Below are 22409 nucleotides of genomic sequence, written 5' to 3' on the forward strand. Positions count from 1 at the left end.
CGCTGGCGGGCACTGGGCGCCCTGGCATGAGCCTTGCCTTGGCAGATTGGATACAAAAATCCAGGAAGCCAGCCCATGCCGCTCTCCGCCCTGTCCCGCTCCACCGCCCTGAGCGCCGAAGAAGAGGCCTATCGCCATCTGCTGCAGGCCATCTGCGCCGGGCACTATCGCAATGGCGAACGGCTGATCGCCGAGGACATCGCCACCACCCTGGGCATGAGTCGCATGCCGGTGCGCAGCGCCTTCCAGCGCCTCGCCGCCGAAGGCCTGGTGATCCTCCGGCCGCACCGCGGCGCGGTGGTCAGCGGCCTGGACCTGGACGACATGCGCGAGGTGTTCGAGATGCGCAGTGCCCTCGAGGGTCTGGCCATCCGCCTGGCCACGCCCCATGTCGGCCCGCGGGAGATGACGCGACTGGAACGCCTGCTGGAAGACCTGGACGACGAGCAGGAACCCGGCGCCTGGGTCGCCCAGCACCGCGCCTTCCACGAATACCTGTGCAGCCTGGCCGGCCGGCCGCGGTTGCTGCGCCAGATCAACGGCCTCTATGCCCTGATCGAGCCGCACATGCAGCTCTGGCTACACGCCGACCGGCCCCAGTCGGCCCGCGACGAGCACGCGCCCATCCTCGCCGCCCTGCGCGCCGGCGATGCCGCCGCGGCCGAGCGGGTGTTGCGCGAGCACATCGAGGGCACGGTCCCCGACCTGCTGACCTTCATCGAACGATCGGGCGACCAGACCCGAAGTGCGCCCCCGCGCTGAGCCATCCGCCCTGCCCAACCCCCGTCCTTCCGGAGAAGACCATGACCCGCCACCGGCTTTCCTGCAGTCTGCTCGCCCTGACCCTCGTCGCCGGCTTCACCCAGGCCGCCCCGCAGATCCCCGAGCGCCTGGCCAAGGCGTCCAAGATCACCTATTGCGGCGCCCTCGATACCCCGCCGATCGGCTTCTTCGACGAAGCCCAGAAGCCCAAGGGCCTCACCGTCGACCTCGGCGCCGAGATCGCCAAGCGTCTCGGCGACAAGAAGGTGGACTGGCGCGTGGTGCCCTTCTCCGGCCTGATCCCCGCGCTGCTGGCGGGCCAGTGCGATCTGCTCATCGACCAACTGTTCGACAAACCCGAGCGCCGCCAGGTGATCGACATCGTCAACTACATGTACTCCAGCCAGGCGGTGGTGGTGCCGGCGGGCAACAAGGCCGGCATCCATACCCTGGACGACCTCGCCGGCAAGAAGGTGGCGGTGCTAAATGGCTCCACCATCCGTACCCTGCTCGACGCCCGCAACGAGGAGCTGAAGAAGGCCGGCAAGGCGCCCATGAAGCTGGTGGCCTACAACAGCGACACCGACGCCTTCCAGGCCCTGCGCCTGGGCCAGGCCGACGCCTACGGCACCACCGTGGAAACCGCCGCCTACTACCAGGGCGTGGCGCCTGGGCAGTTCGAGACCGGCGTGCCGGCCTTCGCCCGCATCCTCACCGGGATCGGCGTGCGCAAGGACGACAGCCAGCTCGGCAGCGCCCTCACCCAGATCCTCGCCGACATGAAGGCCGATGGCAGCTACGCCACCCTCATGGCCAAGTGGCACCTGGAAGGCGACAAGCTCGATTAAGGGAAGGCCACGATGAACTTCAGCTGGGATGTGTTCTGGCAGTACCTGCTGCACCCGAGCGACGTCTACCTCTACGGCCTCGGGCTGACCTGCGTCATCGCCATCGGCGCCATGCTGCTGGGCTGCGCGCTCGGCCTGCTGGCGGCGCTGGCGCGGCTGTCGCGCTACCGGGCGCTGCAATACCCGGTGCGCGGCTATGTCTGGCTGATGCGTGGGACGCCGCTGCTGGTGCAGATCGTCTTCCTCTACACGGCCCTGGCGGCCGGCGGCATCTTCCGCTTCGAGGACCTGGACCTGGGCTTGCTGGTGATCCCGGGCAACATCCAGGCGGCCATCATCGCCCTGGGTCTCAACGAAGGTGCCTACATGGCCGAGATCATCCGCGCCGGCATCGGCGCGGTGGATCGCGGCCAGTACGAGGCGGCTCGCTCCCTGGGCATGACGCCGGCCAAGCTGATGCGCCGCATCGTGCTGCCCCAGGCGCTGCGGGTGATCATTCCGCCGCTCGGCAACGAGTTCAACGTGATGCTCAAGAACACCACCCTGGTCAGCGTCATCGGGGTGCAGGAGCTGTTGCTCAGCACCCAGATGATCACCTCGGCGACCTTCCGCGTCTTCGAGCTGTACCTGGTGGTGGCCATCTACTTCCTGGTCCTGACCACCCTCTGGGGCTTCTTCCAGGCCTGGCTGGAGCGGCGCTTCGGCAAGGCCGACGGTCAGCGACCCACCGCCACCGGCCGGCTGTTCAGCCTGCAGGGCTTCAAGCTACGGGGACGCTAGCCATGACGACCACGCAAGAACCCGTGATCCAGGCGCTGGAGGTGCACAAGGCCTTCGGCGAGCTGGAGATCCTCAAGGGCGTGACCCTGGAGGTGCGCCGCGGCGAGGTGGTGGTGCTGATCGGCGCCTCCGGCTCGGGCAAGACCACCTTCATCCGCTGCCTCAACCACCTGGAAGACATCCAGGGCGGCAGCATCCGCGTCAACGGCGCGCTGATGGGCTTTCGCGAGCGTCCCGACGGATCGAGAGTCAGGGACTCCGAGCGCAACATCGCCCGCCGCCGCCGCGACATCGGCATGGTGTTCCAGAGGTTCAACCTCTTCCCGCACATGACGGTGCTGGAAAACATCATCGAGGCGCCGATCCAGGTGCTGGGCGTAGCGCGCGCCGCCGCCGTGGAGCAGGCCCGCGCCCTGCTCGCCCGGGTGCGGCTGTCCGACAAGGCCGAGCACTATCCGGCGCAACTCTCCGGTGGCCAGCAGCAGCGCGTCGCCATCGCCCGCGCCCTGGCCATGAAGCCCCAGGCCATGCTGTTCGACGAACCCACCAGCGCCCTCGACCCGGAAACCGTCGGTGAGGTGCTGCAGGTGATGAAGGAGCTGGCCGAGGACGGCATGACCATGGTGGTGGTGACCCACGAAATGGGCTTCGCCCGCGAGGTGGCCGATCGCGTGGTGGTGCTGCACCAGGGCGAACTGATCGAAGAAGGCCCGCCCGCCCAGGTGTTCGGCAATCCCACCCATCCGCGCACCCGCGAATTCCTCAGTCGCGTGCTCTGAGCCGAAGCACACCGATACCCGATGGAAAACGAAGAGCCTGCCATGCTGAATTTCTCCGCCCACGACTACCCCTACGCCTCGCAACGCCAGAGCGTCTTCGCGCGCAATGGCATGGTCGCCACCTCCCAGCCGCTGGCGGCCGAAGCCGGCATCACCATGCTGCGCCAGGGTGGCAACGCCGTCGACGCGGCCATCGCCACCGCCGCGACCCTGACCGTGGTGGAACCTACCGGCAATGCCATCGGCGGCGATGCCTTCGCCCTGGTCTGGATCAAGGACCAGCTGCACGGCCTGGACGCCAGCGGCCATGCCCCGGCCAGCCTCGACATCGCCACGGTCAAGGCCGCCGGCCACGAGCGCATGCCGGTGCACGGCTGGCTGCCGGTCACGGTGCCGGGTTGCCCGGCGGCCTGGGCCGAATTGTCGCGGCGGTTCGGCAAGCTGCCCTTCGCCACCCTGTTCGAGCCCGCCATCGCCCTGGCCCGCGATGGCTTTCCGGTCTCGCCGGTGGTCGCCCACCAGTGGCGTATCGCCCAGGCCGAATACCAGGCCAGCCGCGCCAAGGCAGCGGAACTGGAAGCCTGGTTCGACACCTTCCTCATCGACGGCCAGGCGCCGGTCGCCGGCCAGCTGTTCCGCAATCCGGCCCAGGCGCGCACCCTGGAGGAACTGGCGCAGACCCAGTGCGAGAGCTTCTACCGGGGCGCCATCGCCAAGCGCCTGGCGGACCATGCCGCGGCCAGCGGCGGCCAGCTGAGCGCAGCGGACCTGGCCGGCTACCAGCCGCGCTGGGTGGAGCCGATCAAGGTCGATTACCGTGGCTATCAGGTGTGGGAGATTCCGCCGAGTGGCCAGGGCCTGATCGCCCTCATGACCCTGAACATTCTCAAGGGCTATGACTTCGACCAGCGCGACAGCCAGCTCACCTGGCACCGTCAGCTGGAGGCCATGAAGAAGGCCTATGCCGACGGCCTGCACTACATCACCGATCCCGAGCACATGAGGGTCGCCGCCAGCGTGCTGCTGGAAGACGCCTACGCCGACCGCCGTCGCGCCGAGATCACCGACCAGGCCCAGCCGCCGCTGCATGGCGATCCCCAGGCCAACGGCACCGTCTACATCGCCACTGCCGATGGCGAGGGCAACATGGTGTCCTTCATCCAGAGCGCCTACCACGGCTTCGGCTCCGGCGTGGTGCTGCCCGACAGTGGTATCGGCCTGCAGAATCGCGGTTCGGAATTCAGCCTGGATGCCGGGCACTCCAACGCCCTGGCGCCGGGCAAGCAGACCTTCCACACCATCATCCCGGGCTTCCTGAGCAAGGGTGACGTGCCCATCGGCCCCTTCGGCGTCATGGGTGGCTATATGCAGCCCCAGGGGCATGTGCAGATGGTGATGAACCTGGTGGACTTCGGCCTGAACCCCCAGGCGGCGCTGGACGCGCCGCGCTGGCAGTGGCTGGGGGATATGAAGGTCGGCATCGAACAGGCGGCTTCGCGCGCCCTGGCCAGTGGCCTGGCGCGGCGCGGTCACCAGATCGAGATCGCCCACGACTCCACCGACTTCGGTCGCGGCCAGATCATCGTCCGCGACCCCGAGACCGGTGTGCTCTGCGGCGGCACCGAGCCGCGGGCGGATTCCCATATCGCGGTCTGCTGACCGCCGGGAAAACCCGCCTAGGTCCGGGCGGGGCGCGACGTCAGAGCGCGATGCCGGCCGCCCTGGCCCGCGCCGCGTGCAGCTTGCGATAGCTGTCGATCAGGCGCTGGTGCTTGTCGAGGCCTTCCAGCTTGAGGCTGGTGGGCGTCAGGCCGTGGAAGCGCACTTCGCCCGATACCGATCCCAGGGCAGCGTCCAGTCGCTCGCTGCCGAACATCCGGCGGAAGTTGACCTCGAAGTCGGCCAATTCCAGTTCGTCGTCCATCTCGACTTCCAGCACCGCATTGAGCGCCTGGTAGAACAGGCCACGCTCCAGGGTGTTGTCGTTGAACTGCAGGAAGGTCTCCACCTCTTCCTTGGCCTCTTCGAACTGCCGCAGTGCCAGGTGGATGAGCAGCTTGAGTTCCAGCAGGGTCAACTGGCCCCAGACGGTGTTCTCGTCGAACTCCACGCCGATCAGGGTGGCGATGCGGGTGTAGTCGTCCACCTGGGTGGCGTCCAGGCGTTCGAGCAGGGATTGCAGGGCCGCATCGTCCAGGCGGTGCAGGTTGAGGATGTCCTCGCGCACCGCCAGGGCCTTGTTGGTGTTGTCCCAGATCAGGTCCTCGACCGGATAGATCTCCGAATAGCCCGGCACCAGGATGCGGCAGGCCGGCGCGCCCAGGTCCTCGTACACCGCCATGTAGGCTTCCAGGTCCCGCTCGGCGAGGATGCCGAACAGGGTGGCGGCCTCCTGGGCGGTGGAATCTTCGCCCTCATGGGAGAAATCCCAGTCGACGAAGTCATGGTCGGCCTTGGCGCTGAAGAAGCGCCAGGAGACCAGGCCGCTGGAGTCGATGAAGTGCTCGACGAAGTTGTTCGGCTCCATCAGCGCCTGGCTCTCGAAGGTAGGTTGCGGCAGGTCGTTGAGGCCCTCGAAGCTGCGGCCCTGCAACAGTTCGGTGAGGCTGCGCTCCAGGGCGATCTCCAGGCGCGGATGGGCGCCGAAGGAAGCGAACACCCCGCCGGTGCGCGGATTCATCAGGGTCACGCACATCACCGGGAATTCACCCCCCAGGGAGGCGTCCTTGACCAGCACCGGGAAGCCCTGGGCTTCCAGGCCGCGGATGCCCTCGACGATGGCGGGATAGCGCGCCAGCACCGCCTCGGGTACGTCGGGCAACGCCAGTTCGCCTTCGAGGATCTCGCGCTTCACCGCCCGCTCGAAGATTTCCGACAGGCACTGCACCTGGGCTTCGGCCAGGGTGTTGCCGGCGCTCATGCCGTTGCTGAGGTAGAGGTTCTCGATCAGGTTCGAGGGGAAGTACACCACCTCGCCGTCGGACTGGCGCACGAAGGGCAGCGCGCAGATGCCGCGTGCCACGTTGCCGGAATTGGTGTCGTGCAGGTGCGAGGCGCGCAGCTCGCCTTCCGGGTCATAGAGCTTGCGGCAGTAACGGTCGAGGATCTCCCGGGGCAGCGCATCCTTGGGCCCCGGCTGGAACCAGCGCTCGTCGGGATGGTGGACGAAGGCGGCCTGGCCGATGGCCTCGCCCCAGTACTGGTCGTTGTAGAAGAAGTTGCAGTTGAGGCGTTCGATGAATTCGCCCAGCGCCGAGGCCAGGGCGGCTTCCTTGGTCGCGCCCTTGCCGTTGGTGAAGCACAGCGCCGACTGCACATCGCGCAGGTGCAGCGACCAGACGTTGGGCACGATGTTGCGCCAGGAGGCGATCTCCACCTTCATGCCCAGCGTGGCGAGGATGCCGGAGAGCTTGGCGATGGTCTCTTCCAGCGGCCGGTCCTTGCCGGGGATGTAGGTCTGGCTGCCGCTGTCGCTGGGCAGCAGCAGGGCCTGGGCATCGGCGTCCAGGCTCTCCACCGCCTCGATGATGAAGTCCGGGCCGGCCTGCACCGCCTTCTTCACCGTGCAGCGGTCGATGGATCTGAGGATGCCCTGGCGATCCTTGTCGGAGAGATCCGCGGGCAGCTCCACCTGGATCTTGAAGGTCTGCTTGTAGCGGTTCTCCGGGTCGACGATGTTGCTCTGCGCCAGGCGGATGTTGTCGGTGGGGATGTCGCGGGTCTGGCAGTAGAGCTTGACGAAATAGGCCGCGCAGAGCGCCGAGGACGCCAGGAAATAGTCGAAGGGCCCCGGGGCCGAGCCGTCACCCTTGTAGCGGATGGGCTGATCGGCGATCACCGAGAAGTCGTCGAACTTGGCCTCGAGCCTCAGGTTGTCGAGAAAATTGACCTTGATTTCCATGCACAGCATTCCGGTTTGGAGACAGAGTGGCCGCCATTATCCGGACAAAGGGCCGAGGGTGATACGCAGGCTGTCGTCTCGTGGTCAGCGGACCCGGTCTCGGCCTCCCCTAGTCCAGCACAAGGGACCCATGCGGATAGCGCGCGCAGAGGACGTCGACGAAGGCCTCGACCTTGGGGCTCTGCAATCGCCGCGAAGGATGGTCAGCGTCGAGCAGGTCGTCTACCTCTCGGACTTCGGCGCCGACACCGCGGTCGACGTGCCGCACTTCGCGGTGACATTCGGCGGTGAACGCATGCTTGCGGCCATGGGCTTCGGCCCCACCACCCTGCGGCCCACCTACTTCACTGGATGGCCTCCGAGATGAGACCCGTGGCCGAGCGCCATGTCAGCGACGGCATGCTCCCGCAACCCGGCGATCGCGACCGGCTGTTCCGGCTGCTGGGGCGCCCGCTGCCCGGCTATCGCGACCCCCCAGTGCACTGCTTGGCTGAGCGGCTCCGCCCTTGCCGTCTGGACGACGCCCGGGGCGGGTACTTCGAGCGGGCGGCAGGGTCCCATCCTAAGGGCGGTGCCCTCATTCGAAGCACCTCAACCGCCCGGGCGCAGCCGGATACCTCGGCTGCCCGCACGCCTTTTCAGGAGTCCGCCATGTGTGGTCGCTTTGCCCAGTACCGCTATGCCCTCGATTACCTGGACGCCCTGGGCGCCGCCCCGGCGGACGTCCGCAGCGGCCTGGAACCCCGCGCCCTGGGTCGCTACAACGTGGCACCCGGCACCCGGGTCCAGTTGCTCCACCAGCAGGCCGATGGCCTGCACCTGGAGCCAGTGCTCTGGGGCTACCAGCCCGCCTGGGCGCGCCAGGCCAAGCGGCCACCGGTGATCAACGCGCGTGTCGAGACGGCGGCCACCAGCCGGATGTTTCGTAGCCTCTGGACGCACGGCCGTGCCCTGGTGGTCGCCGACGGCTGGTACGAATGGAAGAAGGACCCCGCAGACCCCAAGCTCAAGCAGCCCTACTTCATCCGGCTGAAATCTGGCGAGCCGCTGTTCTTCGCCGCCATCGGCCACTTCCGCCCGGCCGACCGGGCGCCTCAGGACGATGACGGCTTCGTCATCGTCACCGCTGCTGCCGATGCCGGCATGGTCGACATCCACGACCGCCGCCCGCTGGTCCTGCCGCCCACCGTGGCGCGCGAGTGGCTGGACCCCGAGCTGCCCATGGAACGCGCCACCGAGATCGGCGAGGTCGAAGGCACGCCCGTGGACGCCTTCGACTGGTACCCGGTGGGCAAGGCCGTGGGCAGCGTGAAGAACGACGGTCCTGAATTGCTGGAACGGATCGTAGAGCCGCTGGTATGAGTGAGGCGCCAGGCCTGATGATCTAGGCCGGTACCCGTATCGCACTGCCCTCCCGCTGCCGCGCCAGGTCGCGATAGTCGGCGGCCGGGTGGTTCTCTGGCAACCGCGGCCCGGCGCCGCCAAGTTTCTCGCGCAGCGTGCCCTGCTGGTACGCGCGCTTGTAGACCCCGCGCCGCTGCAGTTCCGGGACCAGCAGTTCCACCACGTCGGCGAAGGTCTCGTGGGTCACGGCGTAGGCCAGGTTGAAACCATCGACGTCGGTCTCCTCGACCCAGCTCTGCAACTCGTCCGCCACGGTCGCCGGGCTGCCTACCAGCAGCGGCCCGAAACCGCCAATGCCGACCCAGTCGGCCAGCTCCCGCACCGTCCATTGCTTGGTGGGATCGGCGGTGGAAAAGGCCTCCACGGCCGATTGGATGGCATTGGTGTGCAGGTGCTCGAGGACCTGGTCCGGGCGGTAGGCGGCGAAGTCGATACCGGTCCAGCCAGAGATCAGCGTCAGGGCGCCTTCATAGCTCACATAGCCCTTGTAGTCCTGCCACTTGGCCCGCGCCTGGGCATCGGTCTCGCCGACGATGACCGTCTGCAGGTTGAAGATCAGCACCTGGCGCGGATCGCGACCGGCCTCGGCGGCCCGGCGGCGGATGTCGGCCACGGTCTGCTTGAGCACCGTCCTGGACGGCGCCGCGACGAAGACGCACTCGGCGTGCTCCGCGGCGAATTGCCGGCCACGGCTGCTGGCGCCGGCCTGGTAGAGCACTGGCGTGCGCTGCGGCGAGGGTTCGCAGAGGTGATAGCCGGGCACCTGGAAGTGCCGGCCGTGGTGGCCGATGGGGTGCACCTTGGCCGGGTCGGTGAAGCGCCCGGAGGCGCGGTCGCGCAGTACCGCGCCCTCTTCCCAGCTGCCTTCCAGCAGCTTGTAGACGACTTGCAGGTATTCCTCGGCGTAGTCGTAGCGGGCATCGTGATCGGCCTGGGCGGACTGGCCCAGATTACGCGCACCGCTTTCCAGGTAGGAGGTGACGATGTTCCAGCCGATGCGCCCTTTGGTCAGGTGATCCAGGGTGGAAAGCCGGCGGGCGAAGGGATAGGGATGCTCGAAGCTCAGGGAGGCGGTGAGGCCGAAGCCCAGGTGACGGGTCACCGCCGCCATGGGGGTGATCAGCGCCAGGGGATCGTTGACCGGCACCTGGGTGGCCTCGCGCAGGGTGGCCGCCGGGCCACCGCCGTAGACGTCGTAGAGGCCGAGGACGTCGGCGATGAACAGGCCGTCGAACAGCCCGCGTTCGAGCAATTGCGCCAGGTCCGTCCAGTATTCGAGATCCTTGTACTCCCAGGAGCGGTCGCGCGGATGGCGCCACAGTCCGGGCGACTGGTGGGCCACGCAATTCATGTCGAAGGCATTGAGGCGGATTTCGCGGGACATGGGGACTCCTAGCACGACGCGTCGCGGCGCCGCGCCAATTGGTTGAGGGTCAGCACCAGCAGGATCAGCAGCCCGGTGGCCACCTGTTGCCAGTAGAAATTCCACCCCACCAGCAGCAGGCCGTTGGCCGTAACCGCCAGCAGCAGTACCCCCAGCAGGCTGCCGGGGACGTTGGGCCGGCCGTGGCGATTGAGGCTGGCGCCGATGAACACGGCGCCGATGCCATTGATGAGGTAGGCGTTGCCCGAGAGCGGCACATAGGCGTCTATGCGCAGCGCCAGCAGGATGCCGGCGACCGCCGCCGCCAGGGCCGTGGCCAGGCAGGTCCAGAGCGCCAGGCGGCGCAGCGCCAGCCCCGAATGGCGCGCCACCAGCGGCTGGCTGCCCAGGGCCAGCAGGGCGCGGCCCAGGCGGCCACGAGCCATTACCACCCCGTAGAGCAGCGCCAGCAGCACCACCGCCCAGACCGCCGCCGGTACGCCGAGCCAGTTGCTTGTGGAGGGTCTGCATTCGGGTTTGAGGTAGAGCGGCAGGCCGCCCTCGGACAGCAGCTGTTGCAGGCTGGTACCGATGAACAGCACGCCCAGGCTGGCCAGGAACGGCGACAGCCCCACGCCGGCCACCAGCAGGGCGTTGGCCAGCCCCACCAGCAAGCCCAGTCCCACCCCGCCGGCGAGCGCCACGGCGAGCGGCCAACCGGCGTTGAGCAAGGCGATGCAACCGAAGGCCGCCAGATCCAGGGCGATACCCACCGAAAGATCGATACCACCCGCCGCGATGGCATAGGTCAATCCCAGGGCCACCAGCGCCGGGACCAGGCCATTGTTCAGCAACAGGCTGAGCAGGTTGCCCTGGCTGAGGAACCCGGGCGCCGCCACGGCGAAGACCATCACCAGCGCCAGGAACAGCAGCGGCAACGCCAGGCGCAGGCCGGACCGGCCGAGGGAAAGGGTCGCGTTCATTGCCGGCCCTCCTGGCGCAGGCTGGCCGCGGCGACCACCAGCAGGATCAACGCGCCCTGGACGCCATTGACCAGGAAGCTGCTCACCCCGAGCAACTGGAAGCCATTGCCGAGCATGCCCACCAGCAAAGCGGCCAGCAGGGTGCCGCCGACGCTGGGCTGCGAGCGCCAGGAGAACACCGTGCCGAGAAAGGCGATGGCCACGACAGGCAGCAGCAGCTCGGCCGACCCTGGGGTACTGCCGCTGAACCAGGCGACCGACAGCAGCGCCGCCAGGCCCGCGCAGCCGCCGGCCAGCAGATAGCTGGAAAACACCAGCCCGCGCACCGGCAGACCAGCGGCGCGGGCCGCCTCGGGATGGTCGCCCCCCGCCGCCAGGCGCAGCCCATAGGGGGTTCGCTGCAGGAGCACCGCCAGCGCCAGGGCGGTCACCAGCAGCACCCAACCCGCTGCCGGAATGCCCAGCCAGCTGCCGAGGCCCAGCAGATCCAGCCAGGTCGCACTGGCCGGCAGCACGGTATTCTCGCTCAGCAACAGTTCCAGACCGGCCACCACGTTGAGACTGGCCAGGGTGGCCAGTAGCGGCGGCAGGCCCAGCAGGGTCACCGTCAGGCCGTTGACCGCCCCGACCAGCAGTCCGCAGACCAGGGTCAAGCCGATGGCCAGCGGTGCGCCGCAGCCGGCGTTGACCAGGGTCGCCTGCAGCGCCGCGCAGAGCCCGAGATTGGCCGCCAGCGAGAGGTCCAGGCCACCGCCGAGCACGTTGCCCCCGCCGCCGACGATCACCAGGGTCAGGCCGAGGGCGAGAATGCCGGGAATGGCGGCCTGGGCCAGGATGTTGGCCAGATTGCCCGCCCCGAGGAAGCCCGGCGCACGCCAGGCGAACAGGGCCGCGATCACCGCGAAGGCCAGCAGTGCGCCATGGCGCCAGAGGTCAGGGCGCCAGGTCGGGACCGGTATCGACAACCGCTCAGGAGACGAGGCCAAGATCCGCCCTCCGCAGCTGTCTGGCGGGCAATTCGCTGGCTCCGGTGGCGGTAGCCAGGAGATCCTCAGCACTCACCTCGGCCGCCGGACGTGCCGGCAGCAGGCGACCACGGTGCATCACGTGGATGCGGTCGCAGAGGTTGAGCAATTCGGACAGATCCACCGACAGGATCAGGACGCCGGCGCCCTGCTCCACCAACCGGGCGACCTGGCGATAGAGTTCGGCGCGGGCGGCGAGATCGATGCCCACGCTGGGTTCGTCGAGCAGATAGAGCCGCGCGTCCCGGGCCAGCCATTTGCCCAGGGCGACCTTCTGCTGGTTGCCGCCACTCAGGTGCCGCACCGGGGTGTCCAGGTCCGGGGTGCGGATGTCCAGGGCCTGGCGGAGCCCGCGAGCGGCGCGACGCTCGGCCCCTGGCAACCGCAGCCCGAAGCGACTGAAACGCTCCAGGGCCGCCAGCGTGAGATTCTCGGTCACGGTGAGATCCAGGGCCACGCCCTGCTGGCGGCGATCCTCCGGCAACAGCGCCAGGCCCGCCCGCACCGCCGCGCGGGGACTGGCGAAGCGGTGCGGGCGACCGTCCAGCAGCAATTCGCCCTCGGCCACAGGCAACAGGCCGAACAGCGTCTTGAGCAGCTCCTTGGCGCCCGCGCCGACCAGGCCGGCCACCCCGACCACCTCGCCGCGGCGCACCTGCAGGTCGACCTCGCCGAAGGCGCCCGGACGGCCCAGCCTGCGAGTCTCCAGCAGCACCTCGCCCGGCGCTGCCTGGGCCTTGGGATAGGCCTCGCCCAGGTCCCGATTGATCATCAACCGCGCCATGGCCGCTGCCGGTGTCACGCTGGGCTTCACCTCCGCCACCACCTGCCCACCGCGCAGTACCGTGGCGCGATCGCAGAGCCGCTCGACTTCCTGCAGATAGTGGGACACATAGAGCAAGGCCAGCCCCTGGTCACGCAACTGGCGCAGCAGGGTCAGCAGGCGCTCCAGCTCGCCATGGGCCAGGGCCACCGTGGGTTCGTCGAGCACCAGCACCTTGGGGGTGCCGAGCAGCGCCCGGCTGATCTGCAGCAGTTGCTGTTCGGCGCTGCTCAGTTCCGCCACCCGGGTTCGCGCGCGGCAGTCCAGGCCAAAGCGCTCGGCCAGCAGCCGCTCGGCCGTCCGTTCCTGCCCACGGCGATCCAGCAGCGGGCCAAGGCGCCGCTCTTGCCCGAAGAACAGCGCCTCGGCCAGGGTGAAGTTGGGCGGCAGCAGCCGTTCCTGGTGGATGATGGCGATGCCACGGCGGGCCAACTCGCGCGGCCCTGCGCCTGTCAGGGCTTCGCCATGCAAGCGCAGCTCACCGGTATCCGGTGTCACCAGGCCACCGAGCACCTTGATCAGGGTGGACTTGCCGGCACCGTTCTCGCCGATCAACCCGTGGATCTCGCCGGCCCTGAGGGTCAGGTCCACGCCATCCAGCGCCTGGGTGGCGCCATAACGCCTGGAGATACCCTGCAGCTCGAGGATCGTCGTTCTCATGGATCACCTCGCAGCGCCGCGACCTGGTCCAGGTTCGCGCGGTTGGTCAGCAGGGTCGGCACCTGGGTCTCCTTGGGCAGATCGCGCGCACCCGCCAGATAACGGGCGACGTTCCGCACTGCGGTCCGGCCCATCAGCGCCGGTTGCTGGGCGACCACCGCGCCCACCGGACTGTCGCCGCGCTTGAGCAACTCCAGCACCTCGGGGGTGCCGTCGACGCCATAGGTCTTGATCTCGGTACGGCCAGCCTCGATCAGCGCCTGGCTGGCGCCGAGCTGGGGAATGTCCCAGGCCGACCAGATGGCGGCGATCTGCCCCCTGGGATACTTGTTGAGCAGCGCCGCGATCTGGCCACGGGCGTCCTGCACGGTGTTGGGGATCACATCGCGCAACTCGGGCTGGATGATCTTCAGTCCCGGATGGGCGTCGAGCACCTTGCGCAGCTCGGCGTAGCGGATCGCGCAGACCGGCACGCCCTGGAAGCCGTTGAACACCAGGATGTCGCCCTGGCCGCCGGTGTCCTTCGCCAGTTGCTCGGCCAGCTCCCGCCCGGCGGCGGCGTTGTCGGAGGTGGTGTTGTTGAGGCTGTATCGGGATGGCGCGTCGATGGTGAACAGCGGGATGCCGGCCGCCTGGATGCGTCGCAGCCAGGGGTCTATCACGCTCAGGGTGCCCAGGGTCTGGATCACCGCGTCCGGCTTCTGGGTCACCAGGGTCTGCAGCTGGGTCACCAGATTCTTGTCGTTGCGACCGGCGTCCAGGGTGATGGGCGTGCCGCCCAGCCGCTTGACCTCTTCCACCTGGGCCTGGAAGGCCTTGAGATCGAAGTAGTGACTGGTGCCGGTCATGCTGATGGCGATGCGCTTGCCGGCCAGCGAGGGGATCTCGTCGGCAGACGCCAGCCCGGCCGTGGCCAGTAGCGGCACCAGCAGGAGGGAACGGAGCAGTGTACGCAGTGACATGGCAGTCCTTTTCTAGTCGGTGATCGTCAGGTGGTGCTCGCCCAGCAGGCGCCGGAGGTCGCGAACGGTCGGACCGGGCCGACGGGGCGCCGGGGCTTCCGTCAGCCATTCGCGCTGGAGTTCGGCGGCGAGCTGGCGGGCGTGGTCGGTGGCCAGGCGCAGCTGGAGCTGGCGTACCGGTGCGTCCTCGCCGCGGTGCGGACGCAGCAGGGCACGCGCGGCGGCCAGGCGCACCTGGAGGTCACCCACCGCGGCGATCACCAGCGGATCGCGGGCGCGGGCGTCCTGGGGCAGCGCCTCGCGCAGGTGCGCGAGCACCTGTTCGGCGAAGGCGAGTTCGGCGTGGATGACAGGGGTGAGATCGGTCATGGCATCAATTCCAGGCGTGACGGGGCGGCTCGACGCCGTTGAGCAGGTGGTTGCCGATCAGGTGGTACTTCCAGCGCACCGGATCGTGCAGCGTGTGGGTACGGGCATTGCGCCAGTGGCGGTCATGGCCGAAGCGCGCCGAGACGCTGCGGGTGCCGCCCAGCTCACAGAGGCGATTGGCGGCGGCCAGGGCGATCTCGGTGGAGGCGACCTTGGCCTGCCCCACCACTACCGAGGCTTCGGCGACGCTGGCCGCGGATGGCGCTGCCAGTGCCCTGTCGACGGCGACTCCAGCTTCTTCCAGCAAGGCCTCGGCGGCGGCCAGACGCCAGCTCAGGTCACCGATCAGCGCCTGGCCCAGCGGATCCTGCCAGCCGTGCTCGAGTCCGCTGTCGGTCCAGGGCCGTGCCACTCGGGCAGCGGCCAGGGTGGCAGCAAAGGCGCCGCGAGCGATGCCGACATCCACCGCCGCCTGGATGATCTGGGACACCGGGCCGTCCGCCGTCGGCCGCTCGAAGGCCTTCCAGGCCGGCACCACCGCACTGCGCCGGACATTGACGCCCTTGAGCTGCACCCGACCGCTGGCGGTCGTGCGCTGGCCGAAACCGTCCCAGTCGTCGATCACCGTCAGGCCACCGGCATCGCGCGGTACCAGGGCGAGATGGGCCAACCCCTCGTCGTCCAGCGCGACCGTGGGGACCACATGGGCGAACAGCGCTCCGGTGCAATAGGCCTTCTCGCCATCGATCCAGGCGGTGTCCCCGGTGAAGCGGATGCGCGTCTCGAACTGGGTGACGGTCTTGCTGCGCGCCTCGGAGAAGGCATTGCCGAAACGATAGCCCTGGAGCACCAGGCCGAGATAGTAGCGCTGCTGGTCCGGGCTGCCGGTCAGCAGCAGGTTGTTGACCACGCCCAGATGATTCTGCGGTAGCTGGCCCAGCGATGGATCGGCCGCCGAGATCCGGGCGATGACTTCCGCCACGGTGCCGAATCCCACCCCGGCACCGCCGAACGACCGCGGCACGGTAATGGCCCAGAGACCACTGGCCGAGAAGCGCTCGATCTCGGCCCAGGGCAGGCGGCGCTCCTGATCGCGACTGGGCGCCTCGCGGGCGAAATCCTCCGCCAGGACCGCTGCGACATCGAGCGCTTCGGCGGCGTCGCGCAAGCGCGTGGCAGGACGTTCGGGGACAGCGCGGGGAAAGGTATTGGGCGAGGTAGCGACGGCCATGCGGGGACTCCCTTGGAGGTAATCCCCGAGCTGGAGCACGAGCTGTGCCATCGCTTAAAATTCGCTATTTATCAGTGACTTGTATAAATTTCCTGGTGCCTGAAAGTCGCTGGCCAGACACCTCAGCAGACAACTGTTGCCTGGCGGACAGCCCTGGGGAACAGCACGGGCAAGCCGTGAGACTGCCCCCAGGGCGCTCCTCAACCGGCCGGATTCAGCATCTCGCTGATCTTGTTGGCCAGGGCCTCGATGGCGAAGGGCTTGGTGATGATCTCCATGTTGGCGGCGAGATAACCCTCCACGTCCGAGCCTTCCGCATAGCCGGTCGCCAGCAGCACCTTGAGCTCCGGCCGATTGGCCTGGGCCAGGTCCGCCAGTTGGCGACCGTTCATGCCGGGCAGGCCGACGTCGGCAATCATCAGGTCGATGCGCTGGGGGTTTTCCAGGAAGGGCATGGCTTCCTGGGCGTTCCCGGCTTCGAGGGTCTGATAGCCGAGTTCGCCGAGCACCTCCACGATCAGGGACCGCACCACGACCTCATCCTCGACGACCAGCACCACTTCGCCGACGCCAAGGGGGGCGCTGCGGCTTTCTTCGATGGGCAGGAGGTCCAGTTCGCCGCCCAGGCACGGCATGTACAGCTGCACCTGGGTGCCCTTCCCCGGCCGGGAGAGAATGCGTACCGCGCCTCTGGCCTGGCGCATGTAGCCATACACCATGGACAACCCAAGGCCCGTCCCCTGACCGATCGGCTTGGTGGTGTAGAAGGGCTCGAAGACCTTGGCTAGCACCTCGGGTGTCATCCCCACGCCGGTATCGGCCACCGTGAGCCTGATGTAGTTGCCTTCCGCCACGTTCAGGGCAGCGCCCTCTTCCGCGGTGAGCTGCACGGCGGCGGTGGTGATGGTGATGGTGCCGCCGTCTGGCATGGCATCGCGGGCGTTGATGGCCAGATTGATGATGGCGCTTTCCAACTGGTTGGCGTCCATTCGCACCAGCGACAGACCTGCCGCCAAGTGCGTATGGATCGTGATGTCTTCCCGGGTGGTGCGATGCAGCAGGTCTTCCAGCGACGCCACCAGAGGATTGACCTCGAGGGGTTTCAGATCGAGGGTCTGCCGGCGGGAAAAGGCCAGCAGACGCTGGGTAAGGGCTGCCGCGCGTTGCGCCGAGGTCACCGCCGCCGTGATGTAGCGCTCGTCCTCGGTCCCGTCGCCACTGCGCCGCCGCCGCTGCATCAACTCGAGGCTGCCGATGACCCCGGTGAGCAGGTTGTTGAAGTCGTGGGCGATGCCGCCGGTGAGCTGACCGACCGCCTCCATCTTCTGCGCCTGATGCAGGGTGTCCTCCACCCGCGAGCGCTCGGCCACCTCCGCCGCCACCCGGGCTTCGAGCGTCTCGTTGAGGTCATGCAAGGCTTTCTCGGCCTGCTTGCGCGCGGTGATGTCCGCGCAGGTGCCGGTGACGTAGGAAGGCCTGCCGGCGGAATCCCTGAAGACGTGGCCCTTGCCCAGCAGCCACTGGTTTCCGGCATCCCGGCTCAGCCGGAATTCCACGGCGAAGTCCTTGCCCTGCAGACATTCGCTCAGCGCGGCCCGGACCACGGCGCGATCCGCGACGTGGACCCGTTCGAGAAAGCCCTCGATGGGCGCACCGGTCAGGACGCCGGGCAAGCCGAACAACTGCTGCAGGACGTTATCGCAGTAGAACTGCCGGTCATCGAGGTACCAGTCGAAAATGCCCGCTTCCGACGCCAGCAAGGCGGCACGAAAACGTTCGTCGGCGTGCTGCAGGGTGGAACTGGAGCCCTGCTCCCCCAGCACCTGCTCGGTGACGTCTTCGGTCTGATGGATGATGTAGCGCAGCTCGCCACGCGCATCCAGCACGGGTATGTTCAGGGGGCTCCAGTAGCGCTCTTCGAATCCCCCGCCCACGCGGGCGGGGCGCGGGATGTCGTACCGGGTGATGGCCATGCGGTCCGGCTCACGGGTGCGCATGACCCGCTCCAGCGACGCCCGCAGAACCCCCGCCCCGAACGCCGACTGGTCGTCCGGATTGCTGCCGAAGACGTCGAAGACCGAGCGGCCGATGCAGTCTTCTCGCCGGGTCTGGGTGCCGTGCAGCCGTGCTTCGTTGGCGGCCATCATGATGAAATCGGGGCCGGGCGTGAGTACCAGGATCTGCTGGGGAAGTGCTTCGAACAGCAACTTGAAGTCTGGATCTTGGTTCATGAACACCTGCAGGGTCTAATCAGCGCCGAGCATGCAGCGAAGGGATCGACGGCCTTGCCGTTGGGATCGTTTCGCTGACGTTTCTACTGGTGTGGAGGGCACCTGCGGGCGCTTGGTTCAACCAACGAGACGAGTCGCCAGCAGCGAACGCCCGGCATGGCGGCGGGATGCGCCCCGGTTTCACCGCCCGGGGCCAGCACCCCCGAAGCGTCGCCGGTAGTCCCCCAGACTCAGCCCCACGACACGGGTGAAGACCTTGCGGAAGGCGCCCGGATCGCTGTAACCGACATCCCAGGCGACCCGTTCGAGCGGCAGGCGGCTGGCCTTCAACGAGGGCTGTCGCGCCCTGCTGGTGCAGCGCTACGGGACCGATGCCGCCGCCAGTCCCGACTACGCCCGGCTCATTCACCCGCGCCACGCCAGCCAGCTGATCGGGCTGCTCGAACAGGCCCGGGCGGCCGGTGCGCAGCTGATCCATGGCGGCGCGCACGACGCGGCCGGGCGCTACCTCGCCCCGACCCTGCTGGATTGCTCGGCCATCGACAGCCCCCTGGACGGCCAGGAGCTGTTCGGTCCGCTCTTGCCAGTGATCGCCTACGACGACCTGGAGGAGGTGCTGCAGCGCATCGACGCCGGTCCCAAGCCCCTGGCACTCTATCTCTGGAGTCGCGGTCGCGCAGTGCAGCGGCGGGTGGTCGCCCGCACCAGCTCCGGCAGCGTCGGCCTCAATCTGTGCATGCAGCAGTACCCCCAGCTGCACCTGCCCTTTGGCGGTGTCAATCACTCCGGCAGCGGCAGCGCCCATGGCCAGGCGGGGTTTCGCACCTTCTCCCACGAGCGCAGCGTGCTCGCCGCCGGTCCGCTGCTGGCGGTCCGTCTGCTGCTGCCGCCCTATTCCCCGTTCAAGCTGCGATTGGCGCAGTGGGTGTCGCGCCTGACCGGAGGCGGCTAGGTCCAGTACGAGAAGTGCCTACGCATCGGCGACGCTTCGTGGAAAAAGGCCTGGATCGCCAGCCCGGTCGGAATGCTCGTTTACCCCACGTAAACTGCGCTTCCTCACCTTTTTGATTCGGCAGCGCTCACCCTTTGGTCCCGCCTTGAGCGGGTACTCCCCTTGGTCGTTTCAACTCCCCTCACCTTCGCTCGCGACCTGCGTACAGAACCAAGGAAACGCCTAGCAGGGCACACCATCCGCCGGGAATGACGCTTCCAAGGATGCACGAGTGGCATACCAGCCTTTAGAATGACGGGCCGCCAGCCTTGGGCGTGCCGATCTGCAATCGGCGCGGTCCAAGCCCGGCATGGGTTACCCTTGCACGTGAATTCTATTGGAGCGGTGAGCTGAACGATGGGCTTTGAGCAACTAGCTGAACTACGCGACCGCCTGCGGGCCGAAAAAGCGCAGGTAAAGACCGAAAGCAACGAGCGGCCGGCGCGGAGACCTTCACCGAAAGCCAAACCCCGCGAGCAGAAGCCCCGCGAGCAGGATCCGGTGGTCGAAGGCATCCGCCGTCTGCAAAAGCACTTCCCGCTGGCCTTCCCGGTCAATCCCGCGCCCAAGGTACCGCTCAAGGAAGGCATCCTGAAAGACGCCGAGCAGCACCTGGAGCGCCTGGGCATCACCGGCGACCAGCTCAAGCAGTCGATCGCCACCTGGTGTCGCGGCACCCGCTATTGGGCGGCCATGACCGAAAACGCACCGCGCCTGGATCTCGATGGCCAGCCGGCTGGCACCGTGACAGCGTCCCAGGCGGTCTATGCCAAGCAGCAGGCACGTCGCCAGCGCGCCCAGGCCCGCCGTGAGCAGGCCAAGGCCAAGGCGGAAACCGCTGCGCCCGCCAAGGGCGCAGCAGTCGATGCGGTCGAAGCGGTCGCCGCCCCCGCGGACGACGCCTCCGCCTGAGCCCCGCTGCCCCCGTCGCCATGACGGGGGCAGTCGTTCCAGGTGCCCGCCGCGCCAGGACCGGTGTCCCGGCAACTCGATCCGCATGACCGTGCCCCCACCCTCGCCCCCCAGGGCGACGATGCGGCCTTGGTGCGCCGCGCAGATGGCGCAGTTACCGCCCGGCTAGCGCCTGGAGCTGGGCGGCGAGAGCGAGGATGCCGCCGCCGCCAACGACGCCCTGCTGCGCTACCTGCCGCTGGCCGCCGTGGCCACGCTGCTACTGTTCCTCTGGCAATTCGATTCCTGGCGCAAGGTGCCGATCATCGTCGCCAGCATCCCCTTCATCCTCATCGGCGTGGCCCTGGCGCCGTGGCTGAGCGGCCCTCCCTTCGGCTTCATGGCCACCTTCGGCCTGCTGTCCCTGGCCGGCATCATCGTCAACAACGCGGTGCTGCTGCTCGAACGCATCGAGGCCGAACGCCAGGCCGGCAAGCCTCTCGTCCCGGCGCTGCTCGACGCCGCCGGCGAGCGCCTGAGGCCGATCATCATGACCAAGCTCACCTGCATCCTCGGTCTCATCCCGCTGATGCTCTTTGCCGGCCCGCTTTGGCCGGGAATGGTCATCAGCATGATCGGCGGCCTGGCGCTGGGCACCCTGGTGACCCTGGGGCTGATCCCGGTGCGCTAGGGGTTGCTGTATGGCCAGCGCCAGGACAGGCGGGCGAGGGGCCGGCGGCGAGGCTGTACACCTCGCGCGAGCGAAGGCTCAGGTGGTGGCGCCCAGTTGCCAGGGGACGAATTCGTTCTGGCCGTAGCCGTGCAACTCGCTGCGGCTGCGCTCGCCCGACGCCAGTGCCAGCAGCCGCTCGAAGATGAAGGCGCCACGCTCTTCCAGGGTGGTGCTGCCATCCACCAGGCCGCCGCAATCCACGTCCATGTCATCGCGCTGGCTTTCCCAGAGGCGGGTGTTGGTGGCGATCTTCAGCGACGGCGTCGGCACACAACCATAGGCCGAACCCCGGCCGGTGGTGAAGGCGATCAGGTTGGCGCCGCCCGCCACCTGGCCGGTAGCCGAGACCGGGTCGTAGCCGGGGGTGTCCATGAACACCAGACCCGGACTGCGCACCGGCTCGGCGTAGCCGTAAACCGCCATCAGATCGGTGGAGCCGGCCTTGATCACCGCGCCGAGGGATTTTTCCAGGATGGTGGTGAGGCCGCCGGCCTTGTTGCCCGCCGAGGGGTTGTTGTCCAGGCTGGCGCCGAAGCGGGCGCAATAGTCTTCCCACCAGCGGATGCGTTCCACCAGCCGCTCGCCCACGGCCGGGCTGGCGGCACGGCGGGTGAGCAGGTGTTCGGCACCATAGATTTCCGGGGTTTCCGAGAGGATGGCGGTGCCGCCGGCGGCCACCAGCAGGTCCACCGCCCGGCCCAGGGCCGGATTGGCACTGATGCCGGAATAGCCGTCCGAGCCGCCGCACTGCAGGCCCAGGATCAGATGACGGGCACTGACCGGTTCGCGCTGCACCGCATTGGCCGCGGGCAGCAATGCCTCCACCGCGGCGATGCCCCGGGCCACGGTGGCGGTGGTGCCGCCACTGTCCTGGATATTGAGGGTGCGCAATCCCGCGTGCTCGCTGAGGCCCTGGTCGGCCAGCAGCGTGGGGATCTGGTTGGCTTCGCAGCCCAGGCCGATGAACAGCACCGCCGCGAAGTTGGCGTGGGATGCATAGCCGCCCAGGGTCCGGCGCAGCACCGCCATGCCCTCGCCCTGGGTATCGATGCCGCAACCGACCCCATGGGTCAGGGCGACCACGCCATCGACGTTGGGGTAGCGCCCCAGCGCCGCGGGATGGACGTCGCGGCGGAAATGGTCGGCCACCGCCCGGGCCACCGTGGCCGAGCAATTCACCGAGGTGAGGATGCCGATGTAGTTGCGGGTCGCCACCCGGCCGTCCGGGCGGACGATGCCGAGGAAGCTGCGCTCGATGGGCGCCGGGGCACCGCGGGCCTCGATCCCGAAGGCATGCTCGCGGGTGAAGTCGCCCATGGCCAGGTTGTGCACGTGGACATGGCAGCCGGCGGCGATGGCCTCGCGGGCGAAGCCGATGATCTGGCCATAGCGGCGTACCGGCGCGCCCGCTGCGATGGCGCGCACCGCGACCTTGTGACCGGCGGGCACCGGCTCGCGGACCTGCACGCCCTCCTCCGGCAATTCCAGGCCAGGCACCAGCGCCTGGCGGGCGATGAGCACGTCGTCCTGCGGATGCAGACGCAGGGTGGCGCGGGCAGCAGCCGCGGCGCCGCTGCGGGTGATCAATTCCATGTAAGTCTCCACGTCAGCATTCGAGGTTGGCCTTGACCACGCCTGTGGCGGGATCGAGCACGGGGGATTCCTGGCAGACG

General features: G+C 68.3%; 19 protein-coding genes and 2 pseudogenes. 10 read left to right on the plus strand and 11 right to left on the minus strand.

The window, feature by feature from the left end:
* Positions 1-75: 75 nt before the first annotated feature.
* From RCF34_RS02285 to RCF34_RS02305, 5 genes are read left to right on the plus strand one after another with little or no spacing between them, the layout of a single operon-like run.
* The gene (locus RCF34_RS02285) at positions 76-762 is read left to right on the plus strand and encodes a GntR family transcriptional regulator (protein ID WP_308706712.1); all 687 of its coding nucleotides are present in this window, start codon (positions 76-78) and stop codon (positions 760-762) included.
* Between the two features lie 41 nt (positions 763-803).
* On the plus strand, positions 804-1610 hold the full coding sequence (locus tag RCF34_RS02290; protein ID WP_308706713.1) for an ABC transporter substrate-binding protein: 807 nt from the start codon (positions 804-806) through the stop codon (positions 1608-1610).
* Positions 1611-1622: 12 nt separating this feature from the next.
* Positions 1623-2390 (plus strand): amino acid ABC transporter permease, encoded by a 768-nt coding sequence (locus tag RCF34_RS02295; protein WP_308706714.1) that lies wholly within the window; start codon positions 1623-1625, stop codon positions 2388-2390.
* A gap of 2 nt (positions 2391-2392) precedes the next feature.
* Entirely contained in the window at positions 2393-3169 is a 777-nt protein-coding gene (locus RCF34_RS02300; protein WP_308706715.1) for an amino acid ABC transporter ATP-binding protein, read from the plus strand.
* 42 nt (positions 3170-3211) lie between these two features.
* Positions 3212-4828 (plus strand): gamma-glutamyltransferase family protein, encoded by a 1617-nt coding sequence (locus RCF34_RS02305; protein ID WP_308706716.1) that lies wholly within the window; start codon positions 3212-3214, stop codon positions 4826-4828.
* 40 nt (positions 4829-4868) lie between these two features.
* On the opposite strand, the gene RCF34_RS02310 is transcribed toward RCF34_RS02305, so the two are convergent.
* Complete coding sequence (locus RCF34_RS02310; protein ID WP_308706717.1) at positions 4869-7070, minus strand: OsmC domain/YcaO domain-containing protein; 2202 nt, start codon at positions 7068-7070, stop codon at positions 4869-4871.
* Positions 7071-7200: 130 nt separating this feature from the next.
* Between RCF34_RS02310 and RCF34_RS22915 the strand changes: the two genes are divergently transcribed.
* The gene (locus RCF34_RS22915; RefSeq protein WP_374941133.1) at positions 7201-7437 is read left to right on the plus strand and encodes a hypothetical protein; all 237 of its coding nucleotides are present in this window, start codon (positions 7201-7203) and stop codon (positions 7435-7437) included.
* A gap of 284 nt (positions 7438-7721) precedes the next feature.
* Complete coding sequence (locus RCF34_RS02320; protein ID WP_308706718.1) at positions 7722-8432, plus strand: SOS response-associated peptidase family protein; 711 nt, start codon at positions 7722-7724, stop codon at positions 8430-8432.
* Positions 8433-8454: 22 nt separating this feature from the next.
* Here the strand turns inward: RCF34_RS02320 and RCF34_RS02325 are convergent, their stop codons facing one another.
* The 9 genes and pseudogenes from RCF34_RS02325 to RCF34_RS02365 all read right to left on the minus strand — a co-directional run.
* Positions 8455-9858 carry an LLM class flavin-dependent oxidoreductase gene (locus RCF34_RS02325; protein WP_308706719.1) on the minus strand — a complete coding sequence of 468 codons (1404 nt, stop codon included), beginning with the start codon at positions 9856-9858 and terminating at the stop codon, positions 8455-8457.
* Positions 9859-9866: 8 nt separating this feature from the next.
* A complete protein-coding gene (locus tag RCF34_RS02330) occupies positions 9867-10820 on the minus strand; it encodes an ABC transporter permease (protein WP_308706720.1) in 954 nt (317 codons plus the stop codon).
* Positions 10817-11806 (minus strand): ABC transporter permease, encoded by a 990-nt coding sequence (locus RCF34_RS02335; protein WP_308706721.1) that lies wholly within the window; start codon positions 11804-11806, stop codon positions 10817-10819. The genes RCF34_RS02330 and RCF34_RS02335 overlap by 4 nt, the downstream gene beginning before the upstream one ends.
* Positions 11790-13328: a sugar ABC transporter ATP-binding protein gene (locus RCF34_RS02340; protein ID WP_308706722.1), complete on the minus strand. Its 1539-nt coding sequence runs from the start codon at positions 13326-13328 to the stop codon at positions 11790-11792. Before RCF34_RS02340 ends, RCF34_RS02335 begins: the two co-directional genes overlap by 17 nt.
* Positions 13325-14290 carry a sugar ABC transporter substrate-binding protein gene (locus RCF34_RS02345; RefSeq protein WP_308706723.1) on the minus strand — a complete coding sequence of 322 codons (966 nt, stop codon included), beginning with the start codon at positions 14288-14290 and terminating at the stop codon, positions 13325-13327. The genes RCF34_RS02340 and RCF34_RS02345 overlap by 4 nt, the downstream gene beginning before the upstream one ends.
* Before the next feature lie 12 nt (positions 14291-14302).
* Positions 14303-14659, minus strand: a complete 357-nt coding sequence (locus tag RCF34_RS02350) for a hypothetical protein (RefSeq protein WP_308706724.1) — start codon at positions 14657-14659, stop codon at positions 14303-14305.
* Positions 14660-14663: 4 nt separating this feature from the next.
* On the minus strand, positions 14664-15890 hold the full coding sequence (locus RCF34_RS02355; RefSeq protein ID WP_308706725.1) for an SfnB family sulfur acquisition oxidoreductase: 1227 nt from the start codon (positions 15888-15890) through the stop codon (positions 14664-14666).
* Positions 15891-16090: 200 nt separating this feature from the next.
* Positions 16091-18121, minus strand: coding sequence for an ATP-binding protein (locus RCF34_RS02360; protein WP_308706726.1), 2031 nt, complete (start codon positions 18119-18121; stop codon positions 16091-16093).
* A gap of 180 nt (positions 18122-18301) precedes the next feature.
* Positions 18302-18424 (minus strand): annotated as a pseudogene (locus tag RCF34_RS02365) (GlxA family transcriptional regulator); the annotation flags it as partial.
* Positions 18425-18473: 49 nt separating this feature from the next.
* On the opposite strand from RCF34_RS02365, the gene RCF34_RS02370 reads away from it, so the two are divergent.
* The 3 genes and pseudogenes from RCF34_RS02370 to RCF34_RS02380 all read left to right on the plus strand — a co-directional run.
* Positions 18474-19073, plus strand: coding sequence for an aldehyde dehydrogenase family protein (locus RCF34_RS02370; protein ID WP_308706727.1), 600 nt, complete (start codon positions 18474-18476; stop codon positions 19071-19073).
* Positions 19074-19469: 396 nt separating this feature from the next.
* Positions 19470-20024: a ProQ/FinO family protein gene (locus RCF34_RS02375; RefSeq protein WP_308706728.1), complete on the plus strand. Its 555-nt coding sequence runs from the start codon at positions 19470-19472 to the stop codon at positions 20022-20024.
* A 169-nt stretch (positions 20025-20193) separates the two neighbouring features.
* Positions 20194-20694: pseudogene (locus RCF34_RS02380) on the plus strand (efflux RND transporter permease subunit); the annotation flags it as partial.
* 78 nt (positions 20695-20772) lie between these two features.
* Here RCF34_RS02380 and RCF34_RS02385 read toward each other — a convergent pair.
* Positions 20773-22329 carry an altronate dehydratase family protein gene (locus tag RCF34_RS02385; RefSeq protein WP_308706729.1) on the minus strand — a complete coding sequence of 519 codons (1557 nt, stop codon included), beginning with the start codon at positions 22327-22329 and terminating at the stop codon, positions 20773-20775.
* Between the last annotated feature and the right edge of the window lie 80 nt (positions 22330-22409).

Origin of the sequence: Pseudomonas sp. 102515, assembly GCF_031085165.1 — a bacterium.
Classification (GTDB): Bacteria; Pseudomonadota; Gammaproteobacteria; order Pseudomonadales; family Pseudomonadaceae; genus Chryseomonas.

Bases quoted from the DNA above. Each gene is read 5' to 3' on its own strand.
- RCF34_RS02285 (WP_308706712.1), top strand. From the start codon at position 76: ATGCCGCTCTCCGCCCTGTCCCGCTCCACCGCCCTGAGCGCCGAAGAA.
- RCF34_RS02290 (WP_308706713.1), top strand. From the start codon at position 804: ATGACCCGCCACCGGCTTTCCTGCAGTCTGCTCGCCCTGACCCTCGTC.
- RCF34_RS02295 (WP_308706714.1), top strand. From the start codon at position 1,623: ATGAACTTCAGCTGGGATGTGTTCTGGCAGTACCTGCTGCACCCGAGC.
- RCF34_RS02300 (WP_308706715.1), top strand. From the start codon at position 2,393: ATGACGACCACGCAAGAACCCGTGATCCAGGCGCTGGAGGTGCACAAG.
- RCF34_RS02305 (WP_308706716.1), top strand. From the start codon at position 3,212: ATGCTGAATTTCTCCGCCCACGACTACCCCTACGCCTCGCAACGCCAG.
- RCF34_RS02310 (WP_308706717.1), bottom strand. From the start codon at position 7,070: ATGGAAATCAAGGTCAATTTTCTCGACAACCTGAGGCTCGAGGCCAAG.
- RCF34_RS22915 (WP_374941133.1), top strand. From the start codon at position 7,201: ATGCGGATAGCGCGCGCAGAGGACGTCGACGAAGGCCTCGACCTTGGG.
- RCF34_RS02320 (WP_308706718.1), top strand. From the start codon at position 7,722: ATGTGTGGTCGCTTTGCCCAGTACCGCTATGCCCTCGATTACCTGGAC.
- RCF34_RS02325 (WP_308706719.1), bottom strand. From the start codon at position 9,858: ATGTCCCGCGAAATCCGCCTCAATGCCTTCGACATGAATTGCGTGGCC.
- RCF34_RS02330 (WP_308706720.1), bottom strand. From the start codon at position 10,820: ATGAACGCGACCCTTTCCCTCGGCCGGTCCGGCCTGCGCCTGGCGTTG.
- RCF34_RS02340 (WP_308706722.1), bottom strand. From the start codon at position 13,328: ATGAGAACGACGATCCTCGAGCTGCAGGGTATCTCCAGGCGTTATGGC.
- RCF34_RS02345 (WP_308706723.1), bottom strand. From the start codon at position 14,290: ATGTCACTGCGTACACTGCTCCGTTCCCTCCTGCTGGTGCCGCTACTG.
- RCF34_RS02350 (WP_308706724.1), bottom strand. From the start codon at position 14,659: ATGACCGATCTCACCCCTGTCATCCACGCCGAACTCGCCTTCGCCGAA.
- RCF34_RS02355 (WP_308706725.1), bottom strand. From the start codon at position 15,890: ATGGCCGTCGCTACCTCGCCCAATACCTTTCCCCGCGCTGTCCCCGAA.
- RCF34_RS02360 (WP_308706726.1), bottom strand. From the start codon at position 18,121: ATGAACCAAGATCCAGACTTCAAGTTGCTGTTCGAAGCACTTCCCCAG.
- RCF34_RS02375 (WP_308706728.1), top strand. From the start codon at position 19,470: ATGGGCTTTGAGCAACTAGCTGAACTACGCGACCGCCTGCGGGCCGAA.
- RCF34_RS02385 (WP_308706729.1), bottom strand. From the start codon at position 22,329: ATGGAATTGATCACCCGCAGCGGCGCCGCGGCTGCTGCCCGCGCCACC.